Source organism: Vibrio penaeicida (genome assembly GCF_030689305.1).
Lineage (GTDB): Bacteria > Pseudomonadota > Gammaproteobacteria > Enterobacterales > Vibrionaceae > Vibrio > Vibrio penaeicida_B.
On sequence record NZ_JAUYVM010000025.1, the window covers coordinates 60,559 to 73,273 of the forward strand.

Consider the following 12,715-nt stretch of genomic DNA (forward strand, 5'->3'; position numbering starts at 1 on the left):
ATACATAAGTGTGATGATGATCACGTCAAAAATGAGCTTATTTCACAAGCATCAAAAGTGAGAAAAAATATTGGTGGATTATGTGAATTTAAAGAAATGGTTGAAACAATTTTTTACATTGGTTTGGAAGGGAATTGGGAGGAAAATCCTCCCTGATTGGTTATTTTGCTGTTACATTTTGACCGTTTTGATAAAACAGATGAATATCTTGAGCTTGGCATCCAAGAGTGAGCGACTGGTATTTACTAACATCTTGATCACCCGGTGAATACACTGTAAATCCATCGATTCCCAATGATTGCCCAAACATATAAGTACTGTTCCCGAGCCTTTCTACTACCTCGCTATCGAATTGGAATTGAATATCACTTTCTTCTCCAATTACTAGGTGTTCGGGTCTTATTCCGAGAGTAAGTAAATCCCCAGGTTTTGCAGACAATTCATTTTTATAAGGGATTGCTATTATTGAATCGTCGGGGGATTTTAATATGAGAATTTGAGCTGAATATGAAATTAATTGTGTTTCGATGAAATTCATCTTGGGCGAACCGATAAAGCCGGCGACAAATTCGTTTATGGGGTGATGATACAGATCAAGCGGTGTTCCAACTTGCTCTACATTACCCGCGCGTAATACGACTATCTTATCGGCTAGCGTCATGGCTTCAACTTGGTCGTGCGTTACGTATACCATGGTGTTTTGCAATTCCTGGTGTAACTTCGCTATTTGAAGACGCATTTCCACTCGTAATTCTGCATCTAAATTGGAAAGAGGCTCGTCAAACAAAAACACTTTAGGGTTGCGCACAATGGCTCGACCAATCGCTACCCTCTGCCTTTGACCACCCGACAGCTCTTTCGGCTTACGTTTAAGCAGTGGATCCAGTTGTAATGTTTTTGCTGCAACAGTAACTTGTTTCTCCACCTCTTCTTTGGAGTGACCTGTCATCTTCAATCCAAAACCCATATTTTCTTCTACGGTCATATGGGGGTAGAGCGCGTATGATTGGAAAACCATGGCGACGCCACGTTCAGCAGGATCGACGTCGTTTACAATTTCGTTTTCTATTTCAATTGTCCCATCAGTAATTTCCTCAAGCCCTGCTATTAACCTGAGTAGAGTCGACTTCCCGCAACCGGAAGGACCAACAAAAACGACAAACTCACCATTATTGATCTCTAAGTCTACGCCGTGAATCGTTCTTATATCGCCATATTCTTTTATGACGTTTTGTAGAGTGATGTCTGCCATTCTGGACTCCCAAGTACAAGCAAATAGAAATAATTAAAATTTAAAATACGTGAACGAGCGTTTTTTGTTAGCGACTTGTTAATAATAGTTGATCGCGATCAACTAAAAAGGTCTCGTTTTTATGAATTTTGTGGAAACGTTTACATTTTGAGTTTTATACTGTGCAAAATTACGCCGATGATCCTATATTGATAATACACACAGGTAAGAGGCAGCATTTTTTCGCAAATCGCTTCTACTTAGATTCAAAGCGATTTGGGCGAAAATTGAAAAGGAATGCATGAAAATGGAACAATCTGTGAAAACGATATACCCCAGAAATGGGATGCCTTCAGCAAAGAGGAAAAGAAGCACACTTCGGCGATATACGCCGTGGTTATTTTTGTTACCAGCAATGGCTATTTTTCTGGTTTACGTGATTTACCCGATCATAGACAGCATTTGGTTGAGTTTTTTTGAGTGGGATGGATTAGGCGAAAAAACATGGGTTGGATTGGGTAACTATATAGAGCTGTTTGAATCCGAAGCTTTTTATACCTCTTTGAAAAATAACTTTCTATGGCTGATCTTTTTCATGATAGCGCCCCCCGCAGGGTTGGCGATTGCGCTTTTCCTCAACCAGCAAGTTAAAGGCATTCGGGTTGTAAAATCTTTATTCTTTTTTCCGTTTGTCATTTCACAAGTCGTGGTTGGGCTGGTGTTTGCGTGGTTTTACGATCCGACATTTGGATTATTTAACATCACTTTATCAAGCATAGGTATCGAACCTATCGCTATTTTATCGGATGAAGATTATGTCACTTACGGCATTATTGCGGCTGGTTTATGGCCTCAGGTGTCGTACTGCATGATCTTGTACCTCACTGGGCTGAATAACCTCGATCCAGAACAAATTGAAGCGGCGCGTTTGGATGGCGCAAAAAAATGGCGAATGCTTTGGTATGTCGTTCTTCCCCAGTTAAGACCCGCCACCTTTATTGCCATTGTTGTTACCGTTATTGGCGCACTTCGATCTTTCGATCTAGTGGCGACCATGACTGCAGGTGGCCCTTGGGGTAGCTCTTCTGTTCTGGCGTATCAAATGTATGAAGAGTCGATTTTCAATTATCGAATGGGGTATGGAGCTTCTGTTTCCGTTGTTCTGTTCTTAATCATGGACGTTTATATCGCTTACTTCTTGTGGCGTATGTTGAGGAGTGAAAAGTAATGTACCCACAACCCATTCAAAAAGCCGGGCGCTTTACCAATATTAGCTATCGTGTTGCTTTGCCTATTTCGATTCTGATGTGGCTGCTTCCTCTTATGGCTGTAATGATGACGTCTATTCGATCCATTGAAGACATAAACAAAGGAAACTACTGGGGTATTCCTAGCGAGATTCAATTTTTCGAAAATTACTCGCAAGTATTCACCTCAACCCCAATGGGGCAATACCTGCTTAACAGCCTTATGATTACCTTACCTGCGGTTGCTGGTGCTGTAGCGTTGTCTACTCTTGGTGGCTATGCCCTCGCAAAATTTAACTTCAAAGCCAATATCTGGATATTCGCCACCTTCATTGCAGGGAACTTTGTTCCATTTCAAATCCTCATGATTCCTGTGCGTGACCTAACCATTACCTTTGGTTTGTATGATACGCGCTCGGCATTGATCTTATTCCATATCGCTTTTCAGGCAGGGTTTTGCACCTTGTTCATGCGTAACTTTATTGTCGGGATCCCTGATGCGCTTATCGAAGCGGCACGTGTTGAAGGGGTGAGCGAATGGCGAATTTTTTGGCACGTCGTGTTACCTCTCGTGAGACCAGCACTGGCTGCACTTTCAGTATTGGTATTCACCTTTATTTGGAATGATTTTTTCTGGGCTCTGGTGTTAGTACAAAGCGACGAAGTAAGGCCAGTAACGGCAGGGCTAAGTGCGCTGCGAGGTCAGTGGTTGGCTTCTTGGCAGTTTATTTCTGCTGGTGCCGTTGTCGCGGCAATACCACCAGTTGTTCTATTTTTTACGATGCAACGCCACTTTATTGCTGGGCTTACGCTTGGGGCGACAAAAGGATAATCGCATCGAAACTAAGGCATTAGATTTTCAACGGGTTTGGCAAAAGTAAAACAATAATAATCCTATTTTGGACCACAAAGAGAACCGCTCAACAACAAGGACCTTATTATGAACTACGTGAAACACATTGCGACTTCTGTGATGCTCGCTGCCTCAATAGCCAGTACCGCGGTTGCAGGTACGCTAGTGATTAACTCAAATGCATCGGACGCTGCGCCAAAGAAAGCATGGGATGAAGTAGTCGCACGCTTTCAAAAGGCAAATCCGGACGTAGAGGTGAAATACAACCTCTATGACCACGAATCGTACAAAACGACAATCCGTAATTGGTTGGTCACGTCGCCACCAGACGTTGTGTTCTGGTTTGCAGGCAACCGTATGAAAACATTTGTGGATCGTGGATTGCTAGAAGACGTCAGTGATCTGTGGGCACAAAATGGTATGAACGAAGATTTCTCTTCCGCTGCGCCTGCTATGTCGGTCAATGGGAAGAAATACGGTGTTCCTTATACCTATTACCAATGGGGCGTTTACTACCGTAAAGATCTGTTTGAAAAATTTGGTATTTCAGAGCCTAAAACGTGGGACGACCTAAAATCCGCTGCCGCTAAATTGAAAGCGAATGACGTGGCTCCGTTTGCCATTGGAACCAAGTACTTGTGGACAGCTGCGGGTTGGTTTGATTACTTGAACCTTCGTACCAATGGTTTGGATTTCCACATTCAGCTAATGGATGGAAAAGTGCCTTATACCGATGAACGTGTGAAGAAAACCTTTGCGAAGTGGGTTGAATTGGTTGAGCCTGGTTACTTTTTGGAAAATCACGCGTCCTACTCTTGGCAAGAAGCGCAGCCTTTCCTCTACAACGGAAAAGCCGCGATGTACCTAATTGGTAACTTCATCACGCCAAACTTCCCACCAGAAATGGATGGTAAAATGGGCTTCTTCCAGTTCCCTGTGATTGATTCATCTGTGGGCTTAGCCGAAGACGCGCCTATGGATACCATTCATATTCCTAGCAAAGCGAAGAACAAAGAAGAAGCTCGCAAATTCCTAGCGTTTGTCGCGACTCCTGAAATTCAATCATTGATTAACGACAGCATTCTTCAAATTCCAACCAACAAAAAGGCCTCAGTTAAGGACGATCCGTTCTTGAATAAAGGCGTTGCAATGTTAAGCAGTGCAGCAGGCACCGCACAGTTTTACGACCGAGATACCGATCCTGCGATGGCGAAAGAAGGGATGAAAGGGTTCCAAGAATTTATGGTTCACCCTGAGCGCCTAGACAAGATTTTGAAGCGCCTTGAAAAAGCGCGTCAAAGAACCTTTAAGTAAATCGGTTTGATTTGCCGCAGTGTAGGGCTGCGGCATTCTTTTCTCTTTTTTAATTGGGCATCAAAGAGCCTTGAAACGTTATGTTTCTCAAGACTGTATGTTCTGAGGACTATATGTTTCTTAGGGCTTAATGTTTCAAAAGACTTTATGTCCCCCAAGACTTTACGTTCCACAAGATTCTATTTTGAAGGCGATACCATGAGACAGTTTGCGGATATTTTAACGGCTCGAGAATGGGAAAATCAGAACATCACACATCACAATGTTCTTAAAGCCCATGCCCCGTTACACGCTCATTCTGAACACAAAGAAGCGGTGTTAGGCGGTGATGGTGCACGCAAGTATCTGAATGGATCGTGGTTCTTCAAGTTATTCCCTCAGCCCGAATTAGTTGAAGAGCAATGCGTTGGTCAACATTTCAATGATTCGAGTTGGGACACGATTGCCGTTCCCAGCAATTGGCAGTTACAAGGGTATGATTTTCCTATTTACACAAACGTAAAATACCCATTCGAGGACAACCCACCTTACGTTCCGAGTGAAAGCCCAACAGGTGTGTATCGCCACACTTTTATGCTCGATGAGCAAGATTTAGAGCAGCAAGTTCGTTTGGTGTTTGATGGTGTCAATTCTGCTTTTCATCTTTGGTGTAATGGCAAATGGGTAGGGTATTCGCAAGACAGCCGATTACCCGCAGAGTTCGACTTGAGCGAACATATCGCATCAGGCTCGAATCAAATCACCGTTATGGTTATGCGGTGGTCGGATGGGAGCTACCTCGAAGATCAAGACATGTGGTGGTTGAGCGGCATCTTTCGCGATGTTTATTTGCTCAAAAAACCGAAACAACGAATCGACGATGTTGCCATTCAAACTGAACTGGATGCGTCGTATTGTCATGCATTGTTGAAGGTAAGAACGCACGTTCATGGCGATGTATCCACGCTAAAAACACGTATCGCGCTTTATGATTCTGAAGGAAAAAGCGTGATGGAATCCGACTTTGCCCGTACAGGAGAAGTGTTGGTCGATGAAAAGGGCGGATGGAGCGACAGGACGCATCACAGTATTCAAGTGAGTCATCCAAATAAATGGAGTTCAGAATCGCCATACCTTTACCGGTGTGTGGTTTCATTGTTTGATGACGCGGAAAATTTACTCGATTGTGAAGCGTATGCCGTCGGTTTTCGACAAGTCGATATTATTGACGGACTGCTTCGGTTGAATGGTCAGCCCTTATTGATTCGCGGTGTAAACAGGCACGAGCATCACCCTGAGTTTGGGCACGCAGTTTCGAAAGAAAGCATGTTGGAAGATGTGCTTTTACTGAAACAAAACAACTTCAACGCAGTTAGAACCGCTCACTATCCGAATCATCCCTATTGGTATGAATTATGTGACCAATACGGGCTCTATGTGGTAGACGAAGCCAATATAGAATCCCATGGTCAGTTTCCAATGTGCCGCCTTTCAGACGATGTGTCATGGCTTCCTGCCTACATGAGGCGCGCTTCGCAAATGGTGGAGCGAGACAAAAATCACCCGAGTGTGATCATATGGTCTTTGGGTAATGAGTCTGGGGTAGGTGGCAACCACCACGCCATGTATCAATGGATCAAAAACGCAGATACGACTCGCCCTGTTCAATACGAAGGTGGCGGCGCTGATACGTCGGCTACTGACATCATTGTGCCTATGTATTCTCGTGTTGAAAACGATGTGGCATTTAACCAAGACCCTGAGAAAATTAACAAATACGGCATCAAAAAATGGATTTCTCTACCGAATGAGTCGCGCCCGCTCATTTTGTGCGAATACGCGCACGCTATGGGGAATAGCTTAGGCAGCTTTGATAAATATTGGGAAGCGTTTCGAGATTACCCAAGGTTACAGGGCGGCTTTATATGGGATTGGGTCGATCAAGGGCTAACAAAAACAGACGATAACGGAACCGCCTATTGGGCTTATGGTGGCGATTTTGGCGACCGCATTAACGACAGGCAATTCTGCATCAATGGATTGGTTTTTCCTGATAGAACCCCTCATCCCACATTGGTAGAGGTGAAAAAGGCGCAGCAGTTTTTCCAGTTCTCACTAGTAAGTGCACAGAATTTGCAGATTCGTGTTTCCAATGAACATTTATTTCCATTGGATGCGACATTCACACTGCATTGGCAACTCCTTGAAGGAGATAACCTTGTTGAGCTTGGGCAGTTGCCGTTAAACACCGTCCCTAATCAAAAAGAATCTATTGTGTTGTCTGAACATAATTTACCAACTCAAGCGAATGCGCAGCGTTACCTTAACTTGCACGTGGTGCTAAGTAACGATCAGCCATGGGCGAATGCTGGTTTTGAAGTCGCCAGTGAGCAACTCAATGTACCGACAATAACGTCGCTCGAAAGCAGTAAAGCTCTTATTGATAGCGAAACCCCTGAGAAAAGTGGTGACGTCCAACTCAACGTGATGGCTGACCAAGTAGAAATAGTAGGGCAAGAATTCAACGTTCGATTCGACAAGAAAAGCGGGCTTATCACACAGTGGTTAGTGAACGGTCAAAACGTAATGGCAGAGCCACCAAAAGACTGTTTTTATCGCGCGCCTTTGGACAACGACATCGGAACTAGCGAAGCAAATCATGTTGATCCCAACTCTTGGGTTTCTCGTTGGAAAAGTGCAGGTTTATGGGACATGACACAAAACTGCACCCGCTTCAACGCTACACACATGGGTGGATACGTGCAAATTGAAGCGGATTTTTCTCACCGCCATAAAACATCTTGCTTGATCAAAACGCGCTGGGTTTATCACGTAAGGTTCTCCGGCGAATTGGAAATAAGTGTAAAAGTAGAAGTGGCTTCTGGGCTGCCTTCTTTGCCTAGAGTCGGTTTGATTTTCGCGCTTTCAGACAGTAATCAGTCTGTCGATTGGTTTGGGCGAGGACCGCATGAAAATTACCCCGACCGACAACTTTCGGCACATATAGGGCATTATCAATTAGCCGCCAGAGATTGGTTCACCCCTTATATATTCCCGACTGAAGCAGGGCTGAGGTGTGATGTGACCAGAGCGACCATTGGTGATTTCACGCTAAGTGCACCGCTTTCACAACCGATTCATTTGAATATGTCTCAATACAACCCCCAACACGTTGGGCAAGCAAAACACACCAATGAATTAATCGAAACAGGGTTGATGTATGTGAACATAGACGGAGCCCACATGGGTGTTGGCGGCGATGATTCATGGACGCCAAGTGTCCATTCCGAATTTCTACTTACGGACCATTCATACCACTACCAGATCACGTTGAAGCCAAATATGAACGGCTGAGTAAGCGCTCAATCTTGGATTTAACCTCTGGATGAAAAGAATTTTAAAATAAATTGTAAACGCATACACAAGGAATTAAGCAATGAATTTAGGTCAATTTGACCCCAAGGAGCACCCTCACAGACGATACAACCCATTAACAGGGCAATGGATATTGGTTTCTCCACACCGAGCAAAACGCCCATGGAGTGGGCAAAGTGATGAAATTGAACTGGGTAGCGAGGAAAGCTATCAAGGCGACTGTTATTTATGCCCAACGAATACGCGGGTGTCAGGAGAAGTGAACCCAGATTACAAAGGGTGTTTTGTGTTCCAAAATGATTTCGCAGCACTCATGCCTGATTCTCCTTCACCAGAAAAATCGGACGACCCACTTTTTCAAAGTGGTGCGGCTAATGGGCTTAGCCGAGTGATTTGTTTTTCTCCCGACCATAGCAAAACACTGCCTGAACTAAGTGTGAGTCAAATTACGGAAGTGGTAAACACTTGGGACGCTCAAGTGACAGAACTCGGTAAAGAATACCTTTGGGTACAAGCTTTCGAAAATAAAGGTGAAATGATGGGGTGTTCGCAGCCTCATCCACATGGTCAGATTTGGGCGAACAGCTTTCTACCGAATGAAATCGCACGTAAAGATGGGTTGTTATGGGAGTACCGAGACTCTCATGGCAGTAATTTACTGTTGGATTACGCGCTGAGGGAGCAAGCCTTGCAAGAGCGGGTTGTTGTCGAAACGGAAAGCTGGATTGCCGTTGTACCTTATTGGGCATCTTGGCCATTCGAAACATTATTGCTCCCGAAGTTTAAAGCTCAGCGTTTTACAGAGCTGAATGGCGCGCAGAGGGAAGATCTTGCCAAAGCATTTAAAGCCTTAACCACTCGATACGATAATCTATTTCAATGCTCGTTCCCCTATTCGATGGGGTGGCACTTTGCTCCGTACTTTAAAGACGAGCGCGACATTGATCATTGGCAATTACACGCACATTTTTACCCACCGCTATTACGCAGTGCCAGCGTACGAAAATTCATGGTGGGTTACGAAATGCTCGCGGAATATCAGCGAGATCTAACGCCAGAACAAGCGGCAGAAAAGTTATCTGCACTGAGTGATGTGCATTACAAGCAAGCTTGATATCACTTGGTAAAATGATTCGGAGAGAAAACATGAACGAGCTGGTGAAACACGTACAACATTCGTTTATCGATGCGTTTGAGCAAGAGCCTAGTCACTTAATTCAAGCTCCTGGGCGAGTAAACCTGATAGGTGAGCACACCGATTATAATGACGGGTTTGTGTTGCCGTGTGCCATCAACTATCAAACGGTTGTGGCAGCCAAAAAGCGCGAAGACAACTTAATAAGAATCGTTGCGTTGGATTATGGCAGTGAATACGACGAGTTCAATATCGCAGAACCGATATTAAATGAGCCAAATAAAATGTGGTCGAACTACATTCGTGGCGTTGTACTGCATTTACGCCATCGTGGGTATGTATTTCAGGGGGCAGATCTGGTGATTTCGGGCAACATCCCCCAAGGAACAGGGTTGAGTTCTTCTGCGTCACTGGAGGTCGCGATTGGTAAAACCATGTCTGAGATCTACGACCTTGATATAAACGAACAAGACATTGCGCTTAATGGACAAGAGGCCGAAAACCAGTTTGTAGGCTGTAATTGCGGCATCATGGATCAATTGATTTCAGCAAAAGGCAAAGAGGGCAGTGCACTGCTTATCGATTGCCGAACATTAGAAACGTTGCCAATCTCGCTGCCAGACGAATTGGGGGTTCTAATCATAAATTCCAACAAGAAACGTGGCTTGGTAGACAGCGAATACAACACGCGACGCCAACAATGCGAAGAAGCCGCAAAATTCTTCGATGTTCCCGCATTGAGAGACGTATCAGAACAGCAATTGTACTTTGCTAAAGATCAGCTAAGCGACGTGGTTTATCGCAGAGCAAGGCATGTGATCACTGAAAATGAAAGAACGGTTTCCGCCAGTTTGGCGTTGAAACAGCGTAACGTCGAAGTACTGTCTACACTGATGCGTGAATCCCATCGATCGATGAAAGAAGATTTTGAAATCACCATTCCAGAAATTGATTACTTGGTGGCAAAAATCGACGATTTGATAGGGAGTACCGGCGGCGTAAGAATGACGGGCGGAGGCTTTGGTGGCTGTGTCGTTGCACTTGCCCCTAAAGAAGCCATTCTACTTATTCAAAAAAACGTGATCCCCAGTTACTTTGATAAATTCGGGCTTCATGCCGAGTTGCACGTATGCTCTGCTGAGTCTGGCGCGTCGGTCGTTGCGCTATGAAAGGAATAGCAAGAGACGGTAAGCCACCCAAGGTGGTCACATTGACCAATTCACAAGGCATGTCGGTGTCTGTGATGGACATCGGAGCAACATGGTTAACCTGTGTTTTACCCCTAGAAAGTGGTGCTCGGGACGTGGTTTTAGGCGTAAACAACATGGGTGATTTTTATCGCCAAACTGCGTACTTTGGCGCTAGCGTAGGGCGCTATGCAAATCGTATCGAAAATGGGCGCTTTACACTGAATGATACGGAATACCAAGTTTCGCAAAACCAAGCACCGCATAGTTTGCATGGCGGTACAGAAGGGTTCGATAAAAGGCGTTGGCGCATTGAGCAATACAACAACCAGTGCGTTGTGCTAACACTGGTGTCTTCCGATGGCGATCAAGGTTTTCCTGCTCAGATAAAGGTAAAAGCAAAGTATGAGCTGAGTGAAGATAATCGGCTGATCATCGAATATTCAGCGCACTCCAATGGCGACACGATTGTTAACTTAACTAACCATGCCTACTTTAATTTGGATGGACAGAGCGACATCCTTAACCACAAGCTAAATGTTCATGCCGATGAATACTTACCCGTCAATGCAGAAGGCATTCCAGAATCGGAACCTATGAGTGTTATAGGAACGGGCTTTGATTTTCATACTACAAAAAGTATTAAGCAGGATTTGTTACTCGATGAACATCAGCAAAGAGTTGGAGGGTACGATCATTCTTTTATTCTCAAAAGCTCAATTGAAAACGCTAATCAAGAACAGCCAACTCTGACAAAAGCGTGTTCACTAATATCTTCTGATTCCGCAGTATCGTTGAATATTTCGACGAACCAAGAAGCGATTCAAGTGTACAGCGGAAACTATCTCGCAGGCACAATAGGAAAAGAGGAGGCATACAATATTCACAGCGGTATTGCTCTTGAAACTCAGTGCCTCCCTAATTCTCCAAATCGAAATTTGTCTGCTTGCTTATTAAAGGTAGGTAAACCCTATCTACATACCACGTCATTTCAATTTGTGTTTTGAGATTGAGTAAAATTTGGGGCGCGATAAATAAAACCTGACCATCTATACCCAAGTGACCTCAAGATACAGGATTCAGAGCCTCATATTCTGTTCTAGCTCAAGGAAAAGAACGCAGTGGAATGATGAATCCTTTCCAAGTTTTTTGACGAAGGGATAGGGCAGAATATGGGCTCCCAAGGGCGAGTTTAACTGGCGTTCATACTGCGTTACCGATTTTTGATTTAGAATGACTAGATCTTCAAATCGGTGTCTTGTCTGAACGCCAGTTAACTCTCGCTGAACCAAGCATCTTGAGGTTACTTGGGTATAAGTAGTCAGGTTCTAACATAGGTACTTATATGTTCATCGTGTAACTATAATATATACGGGTGATCAGTATGCTGATAGCCCAAGAATACGGTGTTTCCCTGAATGAATAATTGTATTTTCTTCATTACTTTGTAAATCTAAGCGATGAATATTGTTTAGATTTGACCAATATAAATACTTCGAATCTTCTGACAGCCCCAATGCAAATAGGTTTCCATCATGGCTTTCATCTAAATACAGAGTTTCTAAGTTAGAGCCATCAAAGTTTGCTCGCTGTACTGCTTTTGCAGTATTCCAATATACCTTTTGATTCAACTCGTCTACAACGATGTTCATTATGCCAAAATACGTTCCGGCTATGATTCCTGAGTCTTCATTTGCTAACAGGGTGCGATTCACACTCGTGTGCTCACTGTAGTGGTCAACTAAAATTGGCCACAGTTTTGTAAGTTTCCCAGTAAAGTCTTTCCGACTCATTCGGAGTCAGGTCACCGTTGTACTGGTGCGGTCTGATTTGGCTGTAGTATCTAATGATATAGCCAACAATGCTCTGCCAAGCTTCATCTAAACTACGATAACCACTGGTTGGCACCCATTCTGTTTTCAAGCTTCTAAAGAAGCGCTCCATCGGACTATTATCCCAACAGTTACCTCTCCGAGATAAACTCTGTTTAATTTGGTATCGCCATAGGGTCTGACGGTATTTTCGACTCGTGTAATGCGCTCCTTGATCGCTATGGAACATAATTCCTGTTGGCTTTCCTCGTGACTCATAAGCCATTTTCAGTGCCTTGCTTGTCAGCTGACTATCAGGTGAAAAAGACATAGCCCAACCAACAGGTTTTCTAGCAAACAAGTCAAGGACAACTGCTAGATAAGCCCAACGGTTTCCAGCCCAAACATAAGTGACGTCTCCTACCCATACTTGATTTGGAGCAGTAACAGCGAACTGCCTCTCCAAGTGATTAGGGATCTCTACATGCTCTAAAGGCTGCTTCCTATACTTGTGCTTTGATAGTTGTCTGCTCACCAAGCCGAGCACTTTCATTATTTTACTAGCACGATATCGACTCAGACT

10 protein-coding genes are annotated in these 12,715 nt (G+C 44.1%); 7 read left to right on the top strand and 3 right to left on the bottom strand.

Annotated elements, in window-relative coordinates; genetic code table 11:
- Window positions 1-160 precede the first annotated feature (160 nt).
- Entirely contained in the window at window positions 161-1,252 is a 1,092-nt protein-coding gene (locus tag Q8W40_RS25705) for an ABC transporter ATP-binding protein (RefSeq protein WP_305401332.1), read from the bottom strand.
- A gap of 286 nt (window positions 1,253-1,538) precedes the next feature.
- Here Q8W40_RS25705 and Q8W40_RS25710 point away from each other — a divergent pair, with 286 nt between their 5' ends.
- The 7 genes from Q8W40_RS25710 to galM all read left to right on the top strand — a co-directional run bounded on the left by Q8W40_RS25710 (window position 1,539) and on the right by galM (window position 11,328).
- Window positions 1,539-2,459, top strand: a complete 921-nt coding sequence (locus Q8W40_RS25710) for a carbohydrate ABC transporter permease (protein WP_305401334.1) — start codon at window positions 1,539-1,541, stop codon at window positions 2,457-2,459.
- Window positions 2,459-3,310 (top strand): carbohydrate ABC transporter permease, encoded by an 852-nt coding sequence (locus Q8W40_RS25715; protein WP_101110953.1) that lies wholly within the window; start codon window positions 2,459-2,461, stop codon window positions 3,308-3,310. Before Q8W40_RS25710 ends, Q8W40_RS25715 begins: the two co-directional genes overlap by 1 nt.
- A 108-nt stretch (window positions 3,311-3,418) precedes the next feature.
- On the top strand, window positions 3,419-4,645 hold the full coding sequence (locus Q8W40_RS25720) for an ABC transporter substrate-binding protein (protein ID WP_305401336.1): 1,227 nt from the start codon (window positions 3,419-3,421) through the stop codon (window positions 4,643-4,645).
- Window positions 4,646-4,843: 198 nt separating this feature from the next.
- The gene (locus Q8W40_RS25725) at window positions 4,844-7,978 is read left to right on the top strand and encodes a beta-galactosidase (RefSeq protein WP_305401338.1); all 3,135 of its coding nucleotides are present in this window, start codon (window positions 4,844-4,846) and stop codon (window positions 7,976-7,978) included.
- An 82-nt stretch (window positions 7,979-8,060) separates the two neighbouring features.
- Window positions 8,061-9,113 (top strand): UDP-glucose--hexose-1-phosphate uridylyltransferase, encoded by a 1,053-nt coding sequence (locus tag Q8W40_RS25730; RefSeq protein ID WP_305401340.1) that lies wholly within the window; start codon window positions 8,061-8,063, stop codon window positions 9,111-9,113.
- A gap of 32 nt (window positions 9,114-9,145) precedes the next feature.
- Window positions 9,146-10,303, top strand: coding sequence for a galactokinase (galK, locus tag Q8W40_RS25735; protein WP_305401342.1), 1,158 nt, complete (start codon window positions 9,146-9,148; stop codon window positions 10,301-10,303).
- A complete protein-coding gene (gene galM, locus Q8W40_RS25740; RefSeq protein ID WP_305401344.1) occupies window positions 10,300-11,328 on the top strand; it encodes a galactose-1-epimerase in 1,029 nt (342 codons plus the stop codon). The genes galK and galM overlap by 4 nt, the downstream gene beginning before the upstream one ends.
- A 372-nt stretch (window positions 11,329-11,700) precedes the next feature.
- Here the strand turns inward: galM and Q8W40_RS25745 are convergent, their stop codons facing one another.
- Both Q8W40_RS25745 and Q8W40_RS25750 read right to left on the bottom strand, forming a co-directional pair.
- A complete protein-coding gene (locus tag Q8W40_RS25745; RefSeq protein ID WP_305401345.1) occupies window positions 11,701-12,036 on the bottom strand; it encodes a hypothetical protein in 336 nt (111 codons plus the stop codon).
- A gap of 22 nt (window positions 12,037-12,058) precedes the next feature.
- Window positions 12,059-12,715, bottom strand: a 657-nt coding sequence (locus tag Q8W40_RS25750) for an IS3 family transposase (RefSeq protein WP_305401347.1), incomplete at its 5' end; no start/stop codon positions are given.

Bases quoted from the DNA above. Each gene is read 5' to 3' on its own strand.
- galM (WP_305401344.1), top strand. From the start codon at position 10,300: ATGAAAGGAATAGCAAGAGACGGTAAGCCACCCAAGGTGGTCACATTG.
- Q8W40_RS25720 (WP_305401336.1), top strand. From the start codon at position 3,419: ATGAACTACGTGAAACACATTGCGACTTCTGTGATGCTCGCTGCCTCA.
- Q8W40_RS25725 (WP_305401338.1), top strand. From the start codon at position 4,844: ATGAGACAGTTTGCGGATATTTTAACGGCTCGAGAATGGGAAAATCAG.
- Q8W40_RS25730 (WP_305401340.1), top strand. From the start codon at position 8,061: ATGAATTTAGGTCAATTTGACCCCAAGGAGCACCCTCACAGACGATAC.
- Q8W40_RS25715 (WP_101110953.1), top strand. From the start codon at position 2,459: ATGTACCCACAACCCATTCAAAAAGCCGGGCGCTTTACCAATATTAGC.
- Q8W40_RS25705 (WP_305401332.1), bottom strand. From the start codon at position 1,252: ATGGCAGACATCACTCTACAAAACGTCATAAAAGAATATGGCGATATA.
- galK (WP_305401342.1), top strand. From the start codon at position 9,146: ATGAACGAGCTGGTGAAACACGTACAACATTCGTTTATCGATGCGTTT.
- Q8W40_RS25710 (WP_305401334.1), top strand. From the start codon at position 1,539: ATGGAACAATCTGTGAAAACGATATACCCCAGAAATGGGATGCCTTCA.